Origin of the sequence: Sulfuricella denitrificans skB26, from assembly GCF_000297055.2 — a bacterium.
Classification (GTDB): domain Bacteria; phylum Pseudomonadota; class Gammaproteobacteria; order Burkholderiales; family Sulfuricellaceae; genus Sulfuricella; species Sulfuricella denitrificans.
Genome location: NC_022357.1, coordinates 3,087,996 through 3,110,013, shown reverse-complemented (window position 1 = coordinate 3,110,013; position 22,018 = coordinate 3,087,996). Strand labels below are relative to the sequence as shown.

14 protein-coding genes and 2 pseudogenes are annotated in these 22,018 nt (G+C 57.4%); 4 read left to right on the top strand and 12 right to left on the bottom strand.

The genetic code is table 11. From position 1 onward, the window contains the following. Positions 1-15 precede the first annotated feature (15 nt). The 7 genes and pseudogenes from SCD_RS14915 to gltB all read right to left on the bottom strand — a co-directional run bounded on the left by SCD_RS14915 (position 16) and on the right by gltB (position 12,560). The gene (locus tag SCD_RS14915; protein ID WP_009207226.1) at positions 16-672 is read right to left on the bottom strand and encodes a thiol:disulfide interchange protein DsbA/DsbL; all 657 of its coding nucleotides are present in this window, start codon (positions 670-672) and stop codon (positions 16-18) included. 33 nt (positions 673-705) lie between these two features. Beyond that, positions 706-1,320 carry an SPOR domain-containing protein gene (locus SCD_RS14910; protein ID WP_009207227.1) on the bottom strand — a complete coding sequence of 205 codons (615 nt, stop codon included), beginning with the start codon at positions 1,318-1,320 and terminating at the stop codon, positions 706-708. A 13-nt stretch (positions 1,321-1,333) separates the two neighbouring features. Further along, positions 1,334-3,056, bottom strand: a pseudogene (gene argS, locus SCD_RS14905) (arginine--tRNA ligase). Positions 3,057-3,110: 54 nt separating this feature from the next. Continuing rightward, a complete protein-coding gene (locus SCD_RS14900) occupies positions 3,111-5,294 on the bottom strand; it encodes a primosomal protein N' (RefSeq protein WP_009207229.1) in 2,184 nt (727 codons plus the stop codon). 25 nt (positions 5,295-5,319) lie between these two features. Continuing rightward, positions 5,320-6,387, bottom strand: coding sequence for a uroporphyrinogen decarboxylase (gene hemE / locus SCD_RS14895; protein ID WP_009207230.1), 1,068 nt, complete (start codon positions 6,385-6,387; stop codon positions 5,320-5,322). Between the two features lie 53 nt (positions 6,388-6,440). Beyond that, positions 6,441-7,868, bottom strand: coding sequence for a glutamate synthase subunit beta (locus SCD_RS14890; protein ID WP_009207231.1), 1,428 nt, complete (start codon positions 7,866-7,868; stop codon positions 6,441-6,443). Beyond that, complete coding sequence (gene gltB / locus SCD_RS14885) at positions 7,869-12,560, bottom strand: glutamate synthase large subunit (protein WP_009207232.1); 4,692 nt, start codon at positions 12,558-12,560, stop codon at positions 7,869-7,871. A 539-nt stretch (positions 12,561-13,099) separates the two neighbouring features. Between gltB and SCD_RS14880 the strand changes: the two genes are divergently transcribed. Genes SCD_RS14880 through SCD_RS14870 form a run of 3 tightly spaced genes read left to right on the top strand, consistent with a single transcriptional unit; the run spans position 13,100 to position 15,936 of the window. Beyond that, a complete protein-coding gene (locus SCD_RS14880) occupies positions 13,100-13,969 on the top strand; it encodes an N-acyl amino acid synthase FeeM domain-containing protein (protein ID WP_051338823.1) in 870 nt (289 codons plus the stop codon). Positions 13,970-13,997: 28 nt separating this feature from the next. Then, a complete protein-coding gene (locus SCD_RS14875; protein ID WP_009207234.1) occupies positions 13,998-14,855 on the top strand; it encodes a ThiF family adenylyltransferase in 858 nt (285 codons plus the stop codon). A gap of 1 nt (position 14,856) precedes the next feature. After that, positions 14,857-15,936, top strand: a complete 1,080-nt coding sequence (locus SCD_RS14870) for a nitroreductase family protein (protein WP_009207235.1) — start codon at positions 14,857-14,859, stop codon at positions 15,934-15,936. A 2-nt stretch (positions 15,937-15,938) separates the two neighbouring features. Here the strand turns inward: SCD_RS14870 and SCD_RS14865 are convergent, their stop codons facing one another. The 3 genes and pseudogenes from SCD_RS14865 to SCD_RS16940 form a co-directional block, all read right to left on the bottom strand. Next, positions 15,939-17,345: a DUF1302 family protein gene (locus tag SCD_RS14865; RefSeq protein WP_009207236.1), complete on the bottom strand. Its 1,407-nt coding sequence runs from the start codon at positions 17,343-17,345 to the stop codon at positions 15,939-15,941. Between the two features lie 73 nt (positions 17,346-17,418). Further along, positions 17,419-18,090, bottom strand: a complete 672-nt coding sequence (locus SCD_RS14860; protein WP_023507061.1) for an ABC transporter ATP-binding protein — start codon at positions 18,088-18,090, stop codon at positions 17,419-17,421. Between the two features lie 90 nt (positions 18,091-18,180). Beyond that, positions 18,181-18,402: pseudogene (locus SCD_RS16940) on the bottom strand (FHA domain-containing protein); the annotation flags it as partial. A 152-nt stretch (positions 18,403-18,554) separates the two neighbouring features. Here SCD_RS16940 and SCD_RS14855 point away from each other — a divergent pair. Further along, a complete protein-coding gene (locus SCD_RS14855; RefSeq protein ID WP_009207238.1) occupies positions 18,555-19,370 on the top strand; it encodes an outer membrane lipoprotein-sorting protein in 816 nt (271 codons plus the stop codon). A gap of 9 nt (positions 19,371-19,379) precedes the next feature. Here SCD_RS14855 and SCD_RS14850 read toward each other — a convergent pair whose 3' ends face one another. Further along, entirely contained in the window at positions 19,380-20,591 is a 1,212-nt protein-coding gene (locus tag SCD_RS14850; RefSeq protein WP_009207239.1) for an ABC transporter permease, read from the bottom strand. A 14-nt stretch (positions 20,592-20,605) separates the two neighbouring features. Then, positions 20,606-21,859: an ABC transporter permease gene (locus SCD_RS14845; protein ID WP_009207240.1), complete on the bottom strand. Its 1,254-nt coding sequence runs from the start codon at positions 21,857-21,859 to the stop codon at positions 20,606-20,608. Between the last annotated feature and the right edge of the window lie 159 nt (positions 21,860-22,018).

Below are 22,018 nucleotides of genomic sequence, written 5' to 3'. Positions count from 1 at the left end.
GGTTAGATATTTCCCCTAGTTACCGGCACGTTCCTGCCGCGCCCGTTTGATCAACTGGTCGAGAGCCGACATCAGGCCGGCATGGCTGCCAGTGTTTGATACGGATGTGCGATATTTTCCATCCACGATAACCGTGGGAACACCACTGATACCATAGGCTTGGGTAAGCTGCTTGGCACGCAATGTCTTGCTCTGGGTAGAGAATGAAGAATAATTATCGATAAAGCTTTTCCGGGGGATGCCCTGTTTTTCAACCCAGTCAAAGATGGCATTGTCGTCAGCGAAGCGAGTGTGGCGGACATGTATGGCATTGAAAAATTCGCCATTCAGCCTTTCGGTCAGCCCCATGGCTTCGAAGGTATAAAACACTTTGGCAAGAGGCGTCCAGTCGGCACGGAAAATCGCCGGCAAGCGGCGAAACTCGACATCGTTGGGAAGCTGCTTCGCCCATTTGCTTATATCTGCCTCGAGGTCGAAACAATGTGAGCAGGCGTAGGAGAAGATTTCCAGAACCTCGATCTTTTTCCCGGTCTCCACGGCTTGGGGCGGGGAAAGCAGCTCATATTCCTTGCCGGGACGGAGATCTGCTGCTGCAGTGAACCCGACCAGGGACAAAGCGATAGCCAGGAAAATGCGCAGGAAAAAGGGGCGGAAGAAAGGGGTAAAGTTCATGTTGTCTACTCCGGAATAAATAATTTCAGTGAGTTAATGTGTCGACGGTTCTTTGATCTTGACCAGACTGGAGGCAATGTCGTTCTGCGTGAGCAGGGTGCGAGAGCGGCTCATGTCTTCGATGTTGGCAAAAGGCCCAATGCGTACCCGGTGCCAGACTCCCTTGTCGGGAATGTCCGCCGTTTGGATGACCGCTTCCAGGCCGAGGAGGGCGAGACGCGCCTTCATGTTGTCAGCTTCGGTTGCCGCTTGAAAAGAACCGACCTGAAGAAAATAGCTGTCTTTGGCGACCCCTTCCTGCTTGGTGGCTTGCTTGATTTCCTGTTCTGACACCGGCGCCTCGCTGCCAGGCAGGATCGTATAGAAATCAAACCGGGGCTTGTCGGAAGACTTGCCATTTTTGCCTGCCACATCGGGTGGCGCAGTATCTTGCGCGGCGGTGTCGTTTTTTGTCGCTGCCTTGGTGGATGTAGATGCCTCAGGCTGTTTGTCTCGGCTGGCGAAGGGCTTGGGGCTGAAGTTAATGTAAAGAGCAACACCAATCGCTACGGCGAGACCGACGATCAGCCCGATTAGAACGCCCATAAATAACGGGCTACCCTCTTTTCTGGAGGAAGAACGGTCGGTTTTTTTGTAATCGCGGCTCATAAAGTGACCAAATCTACATTTTTTCTGGGCTGCCAACGCCAAGTAGCGCCAACCCGTTACGCAACACTTGCCGGACGGAGGTAATCAGCGCCAGACGAGCTAGTCGCAAACCGTTGTCCGGAACCAGGAACTGCTCCGCATTATAGTAACTGTGAAACTCTCCAGCCAGTTCCTTGAGGTAATAGGCGATCAGGTGGGGAGAAAGTTCCCTGGCCGCGCTTTCTACAATACCCGAATAGTCGTTCAGCAGGTTCATCAGGGCAAGCTCGTGCTTGCCGCCCAAGACTCCGGTTTCCACATCGGCCAGTTCTGCTGCGTTGCCCCCCCATTGCCCCAGTACACTGCAGATTCGGGCGTGCGCATACTGGATGTAATACACGGGGTTCTCGTTGCTCTGCGATTTAGCCAGTTCCAGATCGAAGTCGAGGTGCTGGTCGCTTTTGCGCAGTACGTAAAAAAACCGCGCGGCATCGTTACCGACTTCCTCGCGCAATTCGCGCAAGGTGACGAAGTTGCCGCTACGCGTGGACATCGGCAATTTTTCCGCGCCGCGCCAGAGCACGGCGAACTGAACCAGGGCGATAACTAGTCGCTCGGCATCCAGTTCCAGTGCGGTCAGTGCACCTTTAACGCGGGCAATGTAGCCATGGTGGTCCGCACCCCAGACATTAACGACGCGGTCGAAGCCGCGTTCATATTTGTTCAGGTGATAGGCGATATCAGAGGCGAAATAGGTGTAAAGGCCATTCTCGCGCTGTACCACGCGGTCTTTCTCGTCACCGAAGTGGGTGGAGCGGAACCACTTTGCGCCGTCCTGCAGGTAAATATGGCCATGCTTTTCCAGGTCGGCGACGGCGCGATCCACCAGTCCGGTGTCGAATAGCGATTTTTCCGAGAACCAAGAGTCGAAAGTAACGCCGAATTCGGTCAGGTCGTTGCGGCAATCCTCCAGCTGCTCGGTCAGCGCAATGTTGTGGATATAGGCATAACCCTCGCCAAGCAGCTTCTTGGCATTGGCGATCAAAGCATCGAGGTGGCCATCGGCATCCTCCTCATGGGCGGGAACGCTCTCCAGAATAGGACCCGGCTGGTGCAGGTAACGATCACCGTGGGCTTCCTGGATCAGGCCTGCCATGTCGCGCACGTAGCCGCCCTGATAGGCATTGGCCGGGAAGGCGACGTGCACGCCATTCAGTTCCAGATAGCGCAGCCAGGTGGAGAGTGCCAGGATATCCATCTGCCGACCGGCATCGTTGACGTAATACTCGCGGGCAACTTTATATCCGGCAGCGCCAAGCACATTCGCGAGGCTCATGCCAAACGCCGCGCCTCGTCCATGGCCGACATGCAGCGGGCCGGTGGGGTTGGCGGAAACGAATTCGACCTGAACTTTGAGTCCTTGTCCCAGGGTGCTGCAGCCAAAATTTGATCCCTGCGCCAGAACCAGCTTGATGACCTGTTGCTTGGCAGCTGAAGTCAAAAAAAGGTTGATGAAGCCGGCGCCGGCAATTTCGGTTTTTTTCCACAAAAGGCGAGGCGGGTAGAGCACTCAGCAGCCTGGTTGCGATTTCCCGCGGATTGCCGCGCAACGGACGCGCCAGCTGCATCGCCAGATTGCAGGCAAAATCGCCATGTTGCGCCTGCTTGGGGCGTGTGATTTCGAAAGCGGTACCGGCGTGTTCCGGCGCGACTTCTTTCAGGGCTTGGGCAAATAGTTCGGAAAGATGATGTTTCAAAGCGATAACTCTTGCGTAAAACAGCCATTTTAACGGCTATTCGCTCGTGCTGCACTAAAACTCCAGAGGGTCGACATCCAGAGACCAGCGGACATTCCCGCCCAAGCCGAACAGCGCTTTATTCCAGGCGCTAAGAAAAGCCTGCAAAGCGCCTCTGGATGCGGCCTGAACCAGCAGGTGCGCACGCTCCATGCCGGCCAGGCGAGTCATCTGGGCCGGCACTGGATCGAACAGATTGACGTCGAAATCTTGGGGAACAACTCCCTGCGCTTTGCGCAGGAACGCCAAGGCAGTTTCCATTTGCGGTGCTTCGGCACGCAGCAGGGCCTGGTGGCAAAAGGGCGGGAATTCAGCCTGCTTGCGCTCGGTCAACAGGGTTTCGGCAAAACCCGGATAGTCGTGCTTGATCAGCGCTTGGAACAGGGGGTGGGTTGGGAATTGGGTCTGGATCAGCACGATGCCGGGGAGGGCGTCGCGCCCGGCGCGCCCCGAGACCTGCATAAGCTGCGCGAAGAGCCGCTCCGAGGCGCGGAAATCGGCGCTGTACAGTGCGCCGTCCGCGTTCACCACGCCGACCAGGGTGAGTTTCTTGAAGTCGTGGCCTTTCGCCAGCAGCTGGGTACCGATTACGATATCCACCTCCGCCGCATGGATGCGCTCAAGCATTTCGGGCAAGGCCTGCTTGCGCTTGGTGCTGTCGCGGTCGACGCGCAGGATGCGGGCGCTGGGAAACAGACTGCCCAAGTTATCCTCCAGCCGTTGTGTGCCTTGGCCGAGAGGCGCCAGGTCGGCATTGCCGCAATCCGGGCAGGTGGGAGGAATGCGAGATTCGTGGCCACAATGATGGCAGCGCAGGCGTTTCTCGCGCAGGTGAACGACTAATCGGCTGGAACAACGGTGGCAGGTGGAGACCCATCCACACTGGGCACAGCGCATCACCGGGGCATAGCCGCGACGGTTGATGAAAATCAGGCTTTGCTCGCCGCGCTCCAGGCGTGCTCGCAGCGCATCGATCAAGGAGTCAGACAGGCCATCGGCCAGCTTGGCGCGACTGATATCGATGCAGTGAATGGCCGGCAACGCGGCTTCCGCGATGGCGCGTGCCGGCAGTTCCAGCTTTTGGTAGCGGCCGATGCCGGCGTTGTACCAGGTTTCCAGCGCGGGCGTGGCCGAGCCGAGTATCACTGGCGTGCCGGCCTGTTTGCCGCGTGCGACGGCCATATCGCGCGCAGAATAGCGAAGCCCATCCTGCTGCTTGAACGAGCCGTCGTGCTCTTCGTCCACCACGATCAGCTTCAGTTTCGGCATTGGCGTGAACAGGGCCAGGCGGGTGCCCAGTACGATTCGGGCGCGGCCAGACTGCGCCAGCGACCAATTGCGCAGACGCTCCCCGGCGGAGAGGCGGCTGTGGAGGCTGACCTGGCAGGTATCCGGGAAGCGGGCGCGAAAGCGCGATTCCAACTGTGGCGTGAGGTTGATTTCCGGCACCAGCACCAAGGCCTGCCCGCCGTGCTGCAAAACCTGTGCGATGACCCGCAAATAGACTTCCGTTTTGCCGCTGCCGGTGATGCCGTACAGCAGCCAGACCTGAAAATGATCCTGGCCGGACAGAATGGCGGTGACGGCTTGTTCCTGCGGTGGTGTCAGGGGCGGCAGATCGTCCGCCTTGGCCGGTGTGGGTGCAGGCTCGGCTATTTCCTCGCTTTCTTCAGCCCACCCCCGCGCAATAAATTCCTTGATGGCTTGCGGGGCGCTCGGGGAAATAGCGGCAATATCGCTGCGCAGAAGCGTGCCGGCTTGCTTCAGACTTTGCAGCAGCTTGCGCTTGACGATGGCGCGGGCGGGCAAGGTATCGGTTTCGAGTGCGAGACCCGTCTCGGTCAGGTGGTAGCCGGTCGGTTTGGCGCGCGCAACCGGCTTGGTCTGGCGCAGGGGGACGGGCAGGGCGTTGAGAACGACTTCACCCAAAGGATGGTGATAGTAGTCGGCGCAGAAGCGCAGCAGCCGGAATATTTCTCCTGAAAGGGGCGGTGAGTCGCGAAAGACCTGAAGCACCGGCTTGATGCGCCCCGGTGCCAAATTGGAGTGGTCAGTAATTTCGGCGACCACGCCGACCATCTGACGTCGACCGAATGAAACCAGAACCCGGTCGCCGATGGCGATCTCGCCCTGATCTGCTGCGGAATAATCAAACAGGGTGTCGAGCGGGACATCCAGTGCGACACGAAGAATCTTCATGCCAGACGTCACATATTTTGGGCGGCTACGCGTGGTACGGCTTGCTCAGTTCGTGCACCGCTTCGACCATGGCGGCGGCATTTTCAGGATTGGTGAACTGCGAAATGCCATGCCCCAGATTGAATACGTGGCCGCTGCCCTTGCCATAGCTGTGCAGGACTTTGCCCACTTCGGCGCGGATGGCATCGGGGTTGCTGAACAATACTGCCGGATCAAGGTTGCCCTGCAGCCCGACCTTGTCACCGATACGGGCACGCGCCTGGCCGATGTCGATAGCCCAGTCCAGCCCGACCGCGTTGCAACCGGTAGCGGCGATGCTTTCCAGCCACAGTCCGCCGCCCTTGGTGAAGATGATATTGGGGATGGTGGCGCCATTATGTTCACGGATCAGTCCGCTGACGATCTGCTCCATATAGGGCAGGGAGAATTCATGGTAAGCAGCGTGGGACAGCGCCCCACCCCAGGAGTCGAAAATCATCACGGCCTGCGCGCCGGCTTCGATCTGCGCATTCAGATAGCTGGTCACGGCGCGGGCGTTGATGTCGAGGATGTGATGAAGCAGCTCAGGGCGCTGGTAGAGCATAGTCTTGACCAAAGCAAAATCCGAGCTGCTGCCGCCTTCGACCATGTAGCAGGCCAGCGTGAACGGGCTGCCGGCAAAGCCGATCAACGGCACTTCGTTGTTGAGTGTTTTGCGGATCTGGCTTACGGCATCCATCACATAGCGCAGATGTACGTTTGGGTCAGGTACGGCCAAGTCGCGAATTTCCCATTCGTCGCGCAGCGGGCGCTCGAATTTTGGTCCTTCGCCGGTGCTGAAATAAAGACCCAGGCCCATGGCGTCAGGAATGGTGAGAATGTCTGAAAACAGGATGGCGGCGTCGAGCGGGAAGCGTGCCAGCGGCTGCATCGTAACTTCGGTGGCGAGGTTGGGGTTCTTGCATAAAGACAGGAAATCACCCGCTCTGCCACGCGTCTGATTGTATTCCGGTAGATAGCGGCCGGCTTGCCGCATCATCCATACCGGGGTGTATTCGGTTGGTTGGCGCAACAAGGCGCGCAGGAAGGTATCGTTTTTTAGTTTATTGCTCATTTTATAACCCTCTTTCCCAACCCCTCGCTCACTTGCGGACGAGGGGGGTAAAATTATCGGGGTAAATCGGAAAAGCCCATCAGGGTTTCATCGACGGCACGTGCAGCTTGGCGGCCTTCGCGTATGGCCCACACTATCAACGATTGGCCGCGGCGCATATCGCCGGCAGCGAATACCTTGTCCGCCGAAGTTTTGTAGCAGCCCGCACCATCCGTCGCGGCCTTGGCATTGCCGCGGCCGTCCTTTTCCACACCAAAGGCATCCAGAACTTTTTGCACCGGGCTGACGAATCCCATCGCCAGCAGCACCAGATCGGCCTGAATTTCGAATTCGCTGCCGGGCATTTCAACCATCTTGCCGGCATTCCATTCCACGCGCACGCAGCTCAGTTTTTCGACCTTGCCATTGGCGCCGAGGAATGCCTTGGTGGTGACCGACCAATCGCGCGTGCAGCCTTCTTCCTGAGAACTGGAAGTGCGCAGCTTGAGTGGCCAGTTGGGCCAGGTCAGCGCTTTGTTTTCCTGTTCGGCAGGACGCGGCATCACTTCGATCTGGGTTACCGAAGCCGCTCCCTGGCGGATCGAGGTGCCCACGCAGTCGGAGCCCGTATCGCCGCCGCCGATCACTACGACATGTTTGCCGGAGGCCGATATCTGTTGAGGCAGCACATCGCCGGCAACCACCTTATTCTGCTGCGGCAGGAACTCCATGGCGAAATGGACGCCCGACAGTTCCCGTCCTGGTGCCGGTAAATCACGGGCTTGTTCCGCACCGCCGGTCAGAACCACGGCGTTGAACTCGTCCTTCAGTTTTTGTGCCGGCACATCCTCGCCGACCTGTTGATTGACGCGGAATTCGACTCCCTCTGCGCGCATCTGTTCGATGCGGCGGTCGATGTGTGACTTCTCGAATTTGAAATCGGGGATGCCATAACGTAACAGTCCACCGATGCGGTCGTTCTTTTCGAACACCACCACGTCATGTCCGGCCCGTGCCAGTTGCTGCGCGCAGGCTAGCCCGGCGGGGCCGGAGCCGACAATCGCGACCTTCTTGCCGGTCTTCTTCTGTGCCGGCAGTGGTACGACCCAGCCTTGCTCCCAGCCCTTGTCGATAATCGCGTGCTCGATCGACTTGATGCCCACCGCATCATCGTTGATGTTCAGCGTACACGCAGCCTCGCAGGGTGCCGGGCAAACGCGGCCGGTGAACTCGGGAAAGTTGTTGGTGGAATGCAGCACGTCGAGGGCCTGCTTCCAGTTGCCCCGGTACACCAGGTCATTCCAGTCCGGAATGATGTTGTTGACGGGGCAGCCGCTGGTACAGAAAGGAATGCCGCAGTCCATGCAGCGTGCTCCCTGTATGGCGGCTTGTTCGTCGGCCAGGGGCTGAACGAATTCGCGGTAGTTCTTCAGGCGCTCCGCGACGGGAAGGCTCACCTCGTTCAGGCGGCGCAATTCCATGAATCCGGTAGGCTTGCCCATTTATGCAACCTCCTTCAACTTGGCCTGTTGTGTTGCGATTTCCTGCAAGGCGCGGCGATATTCGGTAGGCATGACCTTGACGAATTTCGGCAGATAGTGCGCCCAGTTATCCAGAATTTCCTTCGCCCGCGCGCTGCCGGTGTAGCGCAGGTGCTTCTCGATTTTTCCGCGTAGCGCCGCTTCGTCGGCTTTGCCGAGAGGGTTGAAATGGACCCTGCCATGCCCTTCCAGTGCGCCGGTTTCACTGGCGGCCACCTCTTCGGGTATTGGCTCCAACTGCACCATGGACAAATTGCAGCGACGTTCAAAGCTGCCGTCCTCGTCGAGCACGTAGGCAACGCCACCGGACATGCCGGCCGCAAAATTACGCCCGGTCTGACCCAGTACGATCACCATGCCGCCAGTCATATATTCGCAACCGTGGTCACCCAGGCCCTCCACTACGGCAACGGCCCCAGAATTACGCACCGCGAAGCGCTCACCCGCTACGCCGCGGAAGTAGCATTCGCCGCTGGTCGCCCCGTACAGTACGGTGTTGCCGACGATGATGTTTTCTTCAGCCACGATTTTGCATTCTTTGGGCGGCATCACCACGATGCGTCCGCCGCACAAACCCTTGCCGACATAGTCATTGCCTTCGCCGGACAACTCGAAGGTAACGCCATGGGCGAGGAAGGCGCCAAAACTTTGCCCTGCCGTACCGGTCAGCTTCACCGTGATGGTGTCGTCCGGCAGTCCGGCGTGACCGTAGCGTTTCGCGACCTCGTGCGACAACATGGTGCCGGCGGTGCGGTTGACGTTGCCGATGACACTGCTTATTACCACCGGTTGCTGGGTTTCCAGAGCGGCTTTGGCCTGTGCAATGAGCTGATGATCCAGTGCCTTGTCCAAGCCGTGATCCTGCGTCTCAGTGTGGAGGCGCGCCACACTGGACGGCATGGCGGGCTGATGGAACACCTTGGAGAAATCCAGTCCTTTGGCTTTCCAGTGCGTGATGCCCTGCTTCATGTCGAGCAGATCGCTGCGCCCGATCAGATCATCGAATTTGCGGATACCCATCTGCGCCATGAGTTCGCGCGCTTCCTCGGCGACGAAGAAGAAGTAATTCACTACATGCTCGGGCTGGCCGGTGAACTTCCTGCGCAGCACGGGGTCTTGAGTTGCCACGCCCACCGGGCAGGTATTCAGGTGGCACTTGCGCATCATGATGCAACCTTCCACCACCAGCGGCGCGGTGGCGAAGCCGAATTCGTCCGCGCCCAGCAAGGCGCCGATCAGCACGTCGCGACCGGTCTTGAGCTGCCCGTCCACCTGCAAGGCAACGCGCCCGCGCAGCTGGTTCAGCACCAGGGTCTGCTGGGTTTCCGCCAAGCCGAGCTCCCACGAGGTGCCGGCGTGCTTGATGGAAGACAGCGGCGATGCGCCGGTGCCGCCATCGTAGCCGGCGACCACGATGTGGTCCGCCTTGGCTTTGGATACACCGGCTGCCACTGTGCCCACGCCCACTTCGGAGACCAGCTTGACCGAGATGGACGCGCTGGGATTGGCATTTTTCAGATCATGGATCAGCTGCGCGAGATCCTCGATCGAATAAATGTCATGGTGCGGCGGCGGGGAAATCAGGCCCACGCCGGGGACCGAGAAGCGTAGCTGGGCGATGTATTCGGAGACCTTGTGGCCGGGCAGCTGGCCGCCTTCGCCGGGCTTGGCGCCTTGCGCCATCTTGATCTGGATCTGGTCGGCGCTGGACAGGTATTCTGCCGTTACGCCGAATCGACCGGATGCCACCTGCTTGATCCGGGAGCGCAGCGAATCGCCTTCTTTCATCACCAGGTCGCGTTCAATACGACCCTTGCCGATAATCTCGGAGAGCTTTTCGCCGTCCTTCACTGCCCTGAAGCGAGCGGCGTCTTCACCGCCTTCGCCGGTATTGGACTTGCCGCCGATGCGGTTCATCGCGATGGCCAGCGTGGTATGCGCCTCGGTGGAAATCGAGCCGAGCGACATCGCGCCGGTGACGAAGCGCTTGACGATCTCTTTTGCCGGCTCAACTTCATCCAGCGGCACCGGCGCGCCGGCTGTCTTAATTTCGAACAGTCCGCGCAAAGTCTTCAGATGCTCGCTCTGGTCGTTGATCAGCTTGGCATATTCTTTGTAAGTCTGAGCATTGTTGGAACGCGTGGCATGTTGCAGTTTGGCGATGACGTCCGGCGTCCACATATGGGCTTCGCCGCGCACCCGGTAGGCGTATTCGCCGCCCGCTTCCAGTGCGTTGGACAGCACCGGATCGTTGCCGAATGCGGACTGGTGGGTGAGTACGGTTTCTTCGGCGATTTCGTTCAGGCCGATGCCTTCGATCTGGGTTGGCGTGCCGGTGAAATACTGTTCGATAAAGCCGGCGTTCAGGCCGACCGCCTCAAAAATCTGGGAGCCGCAATAGGACTGGTAAGTGGAAATGCCCATTTTGGACATGACTTTCAACAGGCCCTTGTTGATCGCTTTGATATAGCGCTTGTTGGCTTCTTTGCCGGTCAGTCCGGCGGGCAAGGTGCCAGCCAGGGCATCAACAGTTTCAAAGGCCAGCCAGGGGCATACCGCCTCTGCGCCATAGCCGGCGAGCAGGGCGAAGTGATGTGTTTCGCGGGCAGAACCTGTTTCTACTACCAGACCGGCGCTGGTACGCAGGCCTTCGCGAACCAGGTGATGGTGCACGCCTGCGCAAGCCAGCAGCGCCGGGATGGCTGCACGGTCACGCGATATGGCCCGGTCGGACAGGATCAACACATTATAACCTCCCGCCACGGCCGCGTCGGCAGCTTCACACAAGGTCGCAATGGCTGCCTCGCAGCCTGCCGCACCTTGAGTAACCGGATAAGTGATATCCAGTATCCGGGTTTTGTAGCGCCCCTGCGTCAGCTGGTCGATATCGCGCAGCTTCGCCAAATCCTCATTGGACAACACCGGTTGATGGACTTCCAGGCGCAGCGGCGGATCAGTCTCGTCGATGCCGAGCAGATTGGGCTTTGGTCCGATGAACGAGGTCAGCGACATCACGATTTCTTCGCGGATCGGATCGATCGGCGGGTTGGTTACCTGGGCGAACAGTTGCTGAAAGTAATCGTACAGCGATTTGTTCTTGTCGGAGAGCACCGGCAACGCAGTATCGTTGCCCATGGAGCCGGTCGCTTCCTCGCCTGCCGCAGCCATGGGTGCGAGGATAAACTTGAGGTCTTCCTGCGTGTAGCCGAAGGCTTGCTGGGTATCGAGCAATGTTTCCTGGAGCGCCGGCTTGCCGTCTACGCCAGGCAGATCGCCAAGGAAATAGCGCGATTTCTCGATCCACTCGCGGTAAGGTTTGGCAGTGGCGAGCTGCTGCTTCAGTTCGGCGTCGTCCACAATACGGCCTGCCTCCAGGTCGATCAGGAACATCTTGCCCGGCTGCAAGCGCCATTTTTTCACGATCTTGTGCTGCGGAATGTCGAGCACGCCCATTTCGGACGCCATCAGCACGATATCATCATCGGTAATCAGGTAGCGTGCCGGACGCAGACCGTTGCGATCCAGGGTTGCGCCGATCAGGCGGCCATCGGTGAAAGCCACGGCAGCAGGGCCGTCCCATGGTTCCATCAGGGCGGCGTGGTATTCGTAAAAAGCACGGCGCTCTTCGTCCATCAGCGGGTTGCCTGCCCAAGCTTCAGGGATCAGCAGCATCATCGCGTGGGGAAGCGAGTAGCCACCCGCCACCAGTAGTTCTAGAGCATTGTCGAAGCAGGCCGAATCAGACTGGCCGTCCACGATCAATGGCCAGAGTTTTTCCAGATCCTCGCCCAACAACTTTGAAGACATCGCCGCATGGCGCGCCGTCATCCAGTTTACGTTGCCGCGCATGGTGTTGATCTCGCCGTTGTGGGCGATCATGCGGAAAGGGTGAGCAAGATCCCAGGTGGGGAAAGTGTTGGTGGAGAAGCGCTGGTGGACCAGCGCCAGCGCGCTGACCACGCTTGCATTTTGCAGGTCGAGGTAATATTTGCCGACCTGATTGGCCAGCAGCATGCCTTTGTAAACGATGGTGCGCGCGGACAGGGAGGGGATATAGAAGCCTGCCCCCTGTTCATTGGGCAGGTTGCGCACGGCATGTTCCGCAGTTTTGCGGATAACAAATAGTTTGCGTTCGAAACTGTCGGCATCCGGGCACTGCGCCCCTCGACCGATGAATACCTGGCGTACGACTGGCTCTACCGCCTTGACGCTTTCACCCAGGCTGGCGTTGTCCACCGGCACATCGCGCCAGCCCAGCAAGATTTGACCTTCCGCAGCGATTTTTTCGGCAATCGCGTGTTCGCAGGCGGCTCGCGCCGCAATATCGCGCGGCAGAAAGATCATGCCGACTCCGTATTCTCCGGCCTCGGGCAAATTCACGCCCTGAGCGGAACAGGAGAGCCGCAAAAATGCATCAGGAACCTGGATCAGTATGCCCGCACCATCGCCCGCCAGAGGGTCAGCACCCACTGCGCCGCGGTGGGTGAGATTTTCCAGAATCTGCAAGCCCTGACGTACCATGTCATGGCTCTGTTTGCCCTTGATGTGCGCGACAAAGCCCACGCCGCACGCGTCGTGCTCCTGGCGGGGATCATACAAGCCCTGTTGTACCGGCAACGAAAGATGGCTCACGTTGTTCCTCATCAAATTCATGGTCAGCTAATTTTTAAAGTGTTGATTCCATAACGCAGCGATGCCTATAGCAAAATCAGCGCGAAAGGGCGGAAATGTTACCCCGTCTAGAGCTGGATGGCAACCATGGGCCAATACCTCGTCCTGTGCTTTACACCGACTTCATTGAGAGGCAGGGCCTTATCGGTTTGGTGTGGTTTTACTTTAAGGGTGGGGGACGCGGAACTGAGTCATTGAGGTTATGTATAAGTTCGGTTATACGCTATAACTAAAATAAGTAGTTTGCGGAACAGAACTGAATCACGGAAAGCCACTTGGCAATTGATGTGATTTATACCTCTTTCGATTCCTTACCTAGGAATTCTGGCCAACAAGAATGTTGGGGATGGTTAGAGGCGGGCCGGAGAGGAATGACGGATGTACGATTGATTGCCTACCCAATAAAGCGTAGATTACTGTTAAAGCATCGAGTTATCCTGCATTGTTGCCATCACAAGTTAGCAGCAACAAACAGATGATGAGACAACTTAGAACTGCATACAACCTATTCGGTCCAGAGCATGCTCGATATTCACAATTTTTTTTCTGGCATCATGCATGGCCGTCGAAAGGCAGATGCATGGAGTATGCTGGATGTTCGCAAATTTCTTTTTGGCAATAAGAAACGCCATAGAACGCCAGATGAATGGGACAAAACCATTGTCGCCTTCTCGCCCAACTTCTCGCCTAGCTGGTTAAGAGACCTCGCCTTACCGGCGCCCGAGGACATTGCGAACCAACGGGATGAAAATGCCGAACAGCAGGTTTTCAAGGTTCGTCTTGCCAACAGCGAAGACCGCCGTAAATCAGCCAGTTTGCTCATTCAGAAAATGTATGACTGGCGTGGCTATGATGCCGATGCTTTAAAACATGATCCCAACAAGATAACCTTGGCGGTCTACCAGGAAGATAAAGTGGTGGGCACAATGTCCTTGGGCATGGACTCCCCTCAAGGTATGGTGGTAGACCAGCTTTACAAGCCGGAAGCAGATCAACTGCGCGCAGAAGGAAGAAAACTTTGCGATATCACCCGGCTAGCCGTGGATCATGATATCAAGTCAAAAAGTGTATTGGCCTCTTTGTTTCATATGGCGTTCATTTATGGACACAACATTCACCATGCAACAGATTTTCTGATTGAAGTGAATCCGCGCCATGTGCTTTTCTATGAACGCATGATGGGATTTGAACCATTTGGCGAAGAAAAAACGTGCCCCAGGGTCAATGCGCCAGCCGTACTGATGCGACTGGATGCAACCCACGCGGATGAACAGATAATCCGCTACGGCGGGATGGGGGCCGTCGCCACGGGCGTGAGGTCGATCTACCCCTATTTTTTCTCGCATGATGATGAATTGGGTATCACGCAGCGCCTGCTTAGGGGAGAATGACCCTAGTGGGTTTCTCTGGTTTGATCGCATGCAATCCTTTACTTATGATGAGGCTTTTTCCCGCAATATCGGCTGGCTTACCCGGCAGGAGCAGCAACAGTTGCGTCATAAACGCGTGGCGATTGCCGGCTTGGGCGGCGTGGGAGGAGTACACTTGCTGACGCTTTGTCGGCTGGGTATAAGCAAATTCCATCTGGCCGAGTTCGATACCTTCGATCTGGCTAATTTCAACCGCCAGGCCGGAGCGACGGTCAGCACTCTGGGTCTGGGCAAGATGGAGGTCATGATCCGCCAGGCGCGCGACATCAATCCGGAGCTTGAAATCAAGGAATTTGCAGGCGGTGTGACAGCCGACAACCTGGATGCCTTTCTGGATGACGTGGACATCTACGTCGACGGTCTGGATTTCTTCGCTTTTCAGGCTCGTCAGCTGGTCTTTGCCGCTTGCGAGGCAAAAAATATTCCTGCCGTCACTGCCGCCCCGCTGGGCATGGGCACGGCCGTGCTCAATTTTTTGCCGGGTGGCATGAGTTTTAATGATTATTTCCGCCTGGACGACGGCCCTGAGGCGGAAAAGCCCCTGCGTTTCCTCATGGGGCTTGCACCTGCCCGTCTGCAAATGGGCTACCTGGCCGACCCCTCCGCAGTTGATCTGGCCAATCGCAAGGGCCCGTCCACTATCATGGCCTGCCAGCTTTGCGCGGGCGTGGCGGCGACTGAAGCCCTGAAAATTCTCCTGGGTCGCGGTTTGGTTCGGATGGCGCCCAAAGGTTACCACTTCGATGCCTACCGCAATAAGCTGGCGCTGACCTGGCGACCCGGCGGTAACCGCAACCCCTTGCAGCGTCTCGTCATTGCCCTCGCCAAACGCCAGCTCGGACTTTAAAATGGACCCGATTCCGCAGCCCATCGCAGATATTCTCGAATTTTCCCGCTGGGCGCCCTCCGGCGACAACACCCAGCCCTGGCGCTTTGAGATCATCAACGAACGCCATCTGGTCGTCCACGCTTTCGATACCCGTGACCATTGCGTCTATGACCTGGATGGCCACCCCAGCCAGATTGCCTTGGGCGCGCTGCTGGAAACCCTCGCCATCGCGGCGAGTGCGCATGGCCTACGGGCGGAATTCAGGCGCCACTCCGACTCACCGGACACTCACCCTGACTATTCCGTGGACCTGATCCCGGATAGCCAATTGCCACCGGATCCCTTGCTGCCCCACATCAAGCACCGTTCCGTGCAGCGTCGGCCCATGCGGCTCACCCCCCTCACCGAGCCACAAAAACAGGCCCTGCAAATCGCTGTCGGAAAATCTTACGCCGTGCGTTGGTTCGAGGGCGGGCCACAACGCTGGCAGTTGGCCAAATTAATGTACGACAATGCCAAGCTCAGGCTCACCCTGCCGGAGGCCTATGCCGTTCACCGCAGCATCATCGAATGGCAAGCCCGATACAGCGATGACAAGGTGCCTGATCAGGCGCTGGGGCTGGACAAGATGACTCTCAAATTGATGCGCTGGGTCATGGGGAGTTGGCAACGTGTTGATTTTTTCAACACTTATTTGGCCGGGCACCTGATGCCGCGGATTGAAATGGATCTGTTGCCCGGACTGCTCTGTGCTGCCCATTTCGCCCTTCTGGCGCACAAAGCGCCTGAGACGATAGACGATTACGTTGCTGCAGGCCGGGCAGTTCAGCGCTTCTGGCTGACGGCTACTAGCCTGGGTCTACAACTGCAGCCAGAGATGACCCCGCTGATTTTTGGCCGCTATGTACGTGAAAACAGGGCGTTCAGCCGCTTGCCAGGCGCCATGGAAACAGCGGCAAACCTGGGTGACCGGCTTTCCCGGCTGTTGCGGAACGATGCGGTGGGGCAAGCCGTTTTTTTCGGACGAATCGGCAACGGGCGGTCAGCGGACAGCCGATCCCTGCGGCTGTCCGTTGGGCGGTTGATGAACGCAGGGTAAAGTCAAAAACTGTAGCGCACCTCGGTGTAAACCCGGTCTTTGTTGTCGAATGCACCGAACAGGCCGGTTGGCGGCCCGCCAAAAATATCAACACCGGTTGCCAGTCGCCAGTTACCGTCCAGTTTCCAGGTGAGTTTGAACTGGGCGGACCAGTCGTCGCGGTTTAAACTCCGGATAAGCAGCAATTTTGGTTCGAGCTTAGGGTGCAGGGCTTGGGTGCTGAACAGGAGGGAGATGCCGCTTTCAGTTTTGTCCGGTACGATGCCTGCATCGTGGCCGGGGAACCAGCGCTGAAAAAATTGCGCGTTGAAGCGGGTTTCCTGAGGGAAGCTCCATTCCAGCCCGACGATGTAATCCAGAATGTTTTGTTTGACCAGGCCATCTGCATCGGAGGCGCTGGTGGTGCTGAACAGTTTGTCTTTCGTGTAGATTGCCTCAGCCTTGAGCACCATCGGTCCCAGATCCTTGCCCAGAGTGGCACCTAATTGGTGAATGCGCTCATGGATGGGCTGATAGGTAATGGTGGGGGTGGGCAGCAGAGCAATCTGGCGCGATAAGGCTGCCGATGGATCGTTGGCGGTGTAGTAGAAACCCGAGATGTCCCAGCCACTCTTGAGCCAGGACAAGCGCGCTCCGTAAGCCGCGTTACCTAGACCAACAGGTTGCTTTTCCGAAGCAATTACCGTTTGAAAACCGGCGACGGCAGCCGGATTGAACGGGTAGAATTCGGCTGCGGGCTTGCCGATATTGTCGTAGCTCATGTAGGGTATCCACACCCCCTCGACGTGAAAATTCCCCTGAAAATACTCGGCTCGCGCCGCCCATTGGGGGATACGGATGATGTCGAAATCCGGCAGCACGAGCTGGCGCATATCCTTGGCCGATACCACGTCGGCAAAAAACAGCCCGACCATTTCGCCCCAGACGACATGCTGTCGACCCAAGCGAAAATCCCAGTCGCCGGACGAAAAATCCATATAGGCTTCACGGATCATGGCCTCGAAACGCTGATCTTTGCGCACAGCTTGGGGGTAGGTGTCGGCGAGGTCGTAGATCGGGTCGTAATTGATGCGCCCGCCCAGCTTCCACGACGCTCCGCCCGCCATGCGGCCTTGGGTGGAAAGGTCGAGGGTGTTGTTGAATCTGGACCAATGCTTTTTGTCGGTGTAGGTGTAAGCCAGGTCATTTTGATAAAAACCGGCCAGATGCGGTTCGGATGGTGAGGGCTGGCTTGGCGGCCCGGATTCAGCCGCGGCAGGTGCGCTGATGTCTTGCGGCGCTTCGGCCGCTTTCTTTGGGGCAGGGGGAGGACTGCCAAAGAGGTCGTCGATGGATTCCACATCCATGCGGGTTTTGCTCTTTTCTGCTGCGCCCGCCGGGATGGTGGTGATCAGCAGGCCCAGCAGCAAGATTCCGAGAAACCTTGGCTGCTGACTTGGCCGTCGGGTTTTGGAGCAAAAATGTACTCCCACAGTGTTCTCCCTATTCCATTATCTGGCCATCGGCCAGTTCAATCACCCGGTCGGCCATCTCCATGACGCGCGCGTCATGGGTGGAGAAAATGAAGGTCGTGCCTTCTTCCTGGTTGAGGTCTTTCATCAGCCTGAGAATACCTTCGCCGGTTTTGTGATCAAGGTTGGCAGTCGGTTCGTCTGCCAGGACGATGCTTGGACGGGTGGCGAGGGCACGCGCGATCGCCACTCGCTGGCGTTGACCACCGCTCAATTCATTGGGGCGGTGGTGCGCATAGGGTTCCAGGCCAACCACCTTCAGATAATGCTGGACGCGTTCCTGCCGCGTTTTCTTGGCTACCTTAGGTTGCTGCAACAAGGGATATTCGACATTTTCCCAAGCTGACAATACCGGCAGCAGATTGAAGGTCTGGAAGACAAAGCCCAGCGTGTTTAGTCGCAGATCAGCCAGTTCATCGGGTGTTTTGCCGCTGATATTCTGCCCTCCAATCAGGATGGTTCCCGTGGTCGGCGTGTCAATACAGCCAATCAGATTGAGCAGGGTCGACTTGCCGCTCCCCGACGGCCCCGCTAGCGCCATGAATTCGCCTTTATGGATAGAAAGGGAAATGTTGCGCAATGCCGTAACAGTTTGTTTGCCAAGGGCATATTCTTTGCCGACTGCTTGAGCTTCGACGATCACTGCCGCAGGTTCGGCATCGTTTTCTTCATCGGCAACAAATTCCAGTTGAAAGTGGTGAATCGTGAGCTTGTCGCCATTTTTTAGTGGGGCACGCTGGATTTTTTCTCCGTTCAGGAAGACGCCACATCTGCTTCCCAAGTCTTCCAGGTAATAGAGGCCATCGACCAAAGTAATCCGCGCATGTTTGCGGCTGATTCCCGGATCTGGCAGTTGTATCTCGCATTCCGAGGCGCGGCCAATCTTGAGATCAGCCGAGTAGAGGCGAATATTCCGCTGGGTCTGCTGGTCCTGTCTTATCAGAAGGCTAGCCACGACCTCTCCTTCCCGTTGCCCAGGAACAAAACTGGGGAGGACAAAACACAGATTTTTGCTTGTTACCGAGCATGCACATGACCTCACTTAACTTTATCATATAGTATTCAATAATCTTAGTTTATTCGGTTTTGGTTGACAGGACACCTCTTATGACTATGACTCCATCTTATTATCCACACGACGTTTACGTTAAGCGCTTTCGGCTGATGCCTATCCGGACAATTTTCGCCGCCGCGATGCTGTTGTTGATTTTCCGGTCGGCGCTGGCTGCCGACACCGCAGGTGGAGATCTCGTTGCTCGTGAAATGCTGACCCGCGCAGACCGTATCCGTTTTCCTGACGAGGGTTTCCAGGTTGACGTGACCATCACGACAACCGAACCCGATGCCACTGAAGACGTACGCGCTTACCGGATACTTTCCAAAGGCAACGACCAGACCCTGGTGCAGACAACGGCGCCGGTGGTTGACCGAGGTCAGATTTTGCTGATGCGGGATCGCGACCTGTGGGCTTTTTTGCCCAACCTGTCTCAGCCGATTCGTTTGCCGCTCTCGCAGAAATTGACTGGCCAGGTTGCAAATGGCGACTTGGCTCGCGCCAATTTTGCAGGTGATTACGAACCCATACTCTTGCGCACAGAGAAAATTGACGGCGTGTCATATCATGTTTTGCAATTGGATGCGGTCGATAGCGGAGTCACTTATCGACGGGTGCTTTACTGGGTGAACGCAAAAAACAGTCGACCTTATAAAGCCGAATTCTATGCGCTTTCGGGCCGTTTGCTGAAAACCGGGCTCTACCAGGAGTTTCGTGCACAGGGCGGGGAAACGCGACCGACACGACTGGTGATAGAAGATGCACTGCGTCGCGGTCGACGTTCGGTACTCGAATATGGCGAGATGGTCATGCGAGATCTGCCAGATAAGGTGTTCACCAAGGATTACCTGAAGAAGCTCAGTCACTGAAGCGGTATTTCAAATATTATGACGCAGTGCGTCCACCACCGGCAGGCGTGAGGCGCGCCGGGCCGGAAGCACGGCAGCCATAACCGCTGCTAGCGCCCCAGTCAGGGCCGCCATCACAAGCACCCACGGCACCAGTCGAATCGTAGCAGTGTAGCCGACGTTCGAGCCGGGCGGTGGCGGCATGGAAATGCCGATGCTAGATACCAAGCCTGCTAGCGTGCTCCCCACGACCACTCCGAGCAGGCTGCCGAGCAGTCCCAGCAGCGTATTTTCGAGCAGGACGAGCTTGAAGATTTGGCGCCGGCGCAGGCCCAGAGCGAGCAAAGTTCCGAATTCGCCGGTGCGTTCGTAGACCACCATGTTAATGGTGCTGGCCACGCTCAATACCAGCATGACCAGAATGATAGCCTGCAGCGCCCCGAATTGGCGCCGGTACAGGGCCTCAGTTTTTTGATAAAAATCGGCCAACTCATGCCAAGGCTTCACGACGTAGCCGAGCGGCTCCAGCTTGGCTCTGATGATGGTGGTTACCGCGTCGGTTGAAGCAGTGTCGTCCAACAACACGACAGCGCTATGTACCGACTTGGTAAACAGCAATTCCTGGGCGGCTGACAACGGAATACGTACGGCTCGATCGTCGTAATCCTTGGAGAAAGTGCGGAACACGCCGACGACTTCATACTCCAGGGTGTTCAGCGCACCTTCCGGCGTATTCACCATCAAGGTCACGAAACTGCCGGGGTGCAACTGCAGGGCGGCGGCGACACCTTCTCCGATTACCGCGCCGAATGCGTCCGTATTCCGCAACGGGCGGCCGGCAACGATGGTGGTGGCGGTTCCCAATTGCGCTTCCCTGCCCGGTTCAATGCCTTCGCCGATAATGGGTAAATCGGCGTGGCCGTTATTGGCCAGCCCGGAAAAATTCAGGCGAGTCATTACCGCCTGCACGTGCGGAATAGCCTGTACCGCGTCCGTCACGGACTTCGGCTGCGCGATCATATAATGTGACGGATCGCGGCGACCATACTCAAGATAGCCACTCCTCAAAATCTGCACATGTCCGATGCGCGAGTGGATTGTCGCCTCGCGCAGCTGCACGAACACATCCTCGACAAAGCCGCCGCTGATGATGATGGCGACCACCCCGGTAATGATTGCCGCCAGTGTCAGCGCAGTACGCAGACGCTGGCGGAAGATGTTGCGGAAGGCGAGCTTGAACATGGCTTTCGCGGGCCTCAGATATTGTGACGCAACGCGTTAATGATTTGCAGGCGCGAGGCTTTCCATGCCGGATACAAACCCGCCAGCGTAGTGGTGATGAATGCGACAAGAAACGCATTCATCACCACGTTCAAGGTAATCAGTATTTCGCCGGTGTAGCCCTCTGTCATTCCCGGTGGTGGTGGCATGGGGATGCCAATCGCAGAAATCAATTCGGCCAGCCCATAACCGGCGACCAGACCCAGGGATGCGCCGACTAGCCCGAGCAGCAATCCTTCGATGGCGAACAGATGAAGGATTTTTTTGCGCTTGAAACCAATAGCCAGCAGCGTGCCGATTTCGCCGGTACGCTCGAGCACATTCATCACCAGCATGTTGGAAATGCTGAGGACGATAATACAGCCAATGATCAGTCGCAGCACGTTCATCTGCTGCGAGAACAGCGCCACTGTCTTGTTGTAGAAATCTGCTTGCTGGTACCAAGGTACGAACTCCAACTTGTTCGATTGCGCGGGGAAGCGGGTGCGGAACCGCTCCAGGTAGTCGTCTGTGCGCTCGGTGTCATCGAGCAACACCAGCCAGGCGTGGGCGCCGTTAACGCGCAGAAGTGTCTGCGCCAAGCCGATAGGCAGGCGCAAGGCGGAATCGTCGTAGGTCTGGTTGGCACTGATAAACACCCCGGCCACCTTTGCCTCGACGGCGTTGATGCCGCCGCCTGCAGTATTGGCCAGTAGCGCCACAGTGGCGCCCGGCTTCACATCGAGATTGCGCGCCAGGCCGTATCCCAGAATCACCTCTTTTGCGGTCGCGCCGGCGATATTTCTTCCTTCCGAAATACGCAGAGCCTTGCTCAGCTCCGCCTCCTTCTGCGGATCGACACCATCTGCCACAAACGCTATTGTCGTCTCGCCGTGGCTGATGAGTCCGGTCACCGCCAGCCGCGGTGCTACCAGTTTGACGCCGGGAGTGGATTCGATCGCTTTGCGCTGAGGCAAGTTCTCCGGTAATACGTAAGCGTAAGGATTGGCTGCGCCTGCGCTGAGGTATCCCGGTCGCACGACCTGAATGTGGCCTAATTGGGACTGGATGGTGCCTTCGCGCATGGCCCAGAAAATCCACTGGATGAAACCGTCGGCAAGCATCAGTGAGGTGACGCCGACGGCCACCGTAAGCAGGGCAGCTAGCGCACGCCGCCGATTGCGTGCGAGGTTGCGCGCGGCAATCAGCAGGTTAGCCATGGCAATCCAGGCTATTGGGGATGGATGCATGGCCCGCCACACCTACGGCTCGATGCTTCGGTGCACTTCTCATGGGCATTCGGATTGTCGTTGCGATGCTACACATTCGGGAGAACTCCCACTAATTTCATTGCATGAGCCATAATACAAAATAATCACTGTGTTATGGTATTACTTTCCCGCGAGTGA

What these genes read in the sequence shown, in the direction of transcription:
- SCD_RS14850 (WP_009207239.1), bottom strand. Translation starts at nt 20,591, where the DNA reads ATGTTCAAGCTCGCCTTCCGCAACATCTTCCGCCAGCGTCTGCGTACT.
- hemE (WP_009207230.1), bottom strand. Translation starts at nt 6,387, where the DNA reads ATGAGCAATAAACTAAAAAACGATACCTTCCTGCGCGCCTTGTTGCGC.
- SCD_RS14880 (WP_051338823.1), top strand. Translation starts at nt 13,100, where the DNA reads ATGCTCGATATTCACAATTTTTTTTCTGGCATCATGCATGGCCGTCGA.
- gltB (WP_009207232.1), bottom strand. Translation starts at nt 12,560, where the DNA reads ATGAATTTGATGAGGAACAACGTGAGCCATCTTTCGTTGCCGGTACAA.
- SCD_RS14845 (WP_009207240.1), bottom strand. Translation starts at nt 21,859, where the DNA reads ATGCATCCATCCCCAATAGCCTGGATTGCCATGGCTAACCTGCTGATT.
- SCD_RS14875 (WP_009207234.1), top strand. Translation starts at nt 13,998, where the DNA reads ATGCAATCCTTTACTTATGATGAGGCTTTTTCCCGCAATATCGGCTGG.
- SCD_RS14870 (WP_009207235.1), top strand. Translation starts at nt 14,857, where the DNA reads ATGGACCCGATTCCGCAGCCCATCGCAGATATTCTCGAATTTTCCCGC.
- SCD_RS14855 (WP_009207238.1), top strand. Translation starts at nt 18,555, where the DNA reads ATGACTATGACTCCATCTTATTATCCACACGACGTTTACGTTAAGCGC.
- SCD_RS14915 (WP_009207226.1), bottom strand. Translation starts at nt 672, where the DNA reads ATGAACTTTACCCCTTTCTTCCGCCCCTTTTTCCTGCGCATTTTCCTG.
- SCD_RS14890 (WP_009207231.1), bottom strand. Translation starts at nt 7,868, where the DNA reads ATGGGCAAGCCTACCGGATTCATGGAATTGCGCCGCCTGAACGAGGTG.
- SCD_RS14900 (WP_009207229.1), bottom strand. Translation starts at nt 5,294, where the DNA reads ATGAAGATTCTTCGTGTCGCACTGGATGTCCCGCTCGACACCCTGTTT.
- SCD_RS14910 (WP_009207227.1), bottom strand. Translation starts at nt 1,320, where the DNA reads ATGAGCCGCGATTACAAAAAAACCGACCGTTCTTCCTCCAGAAAAGAG.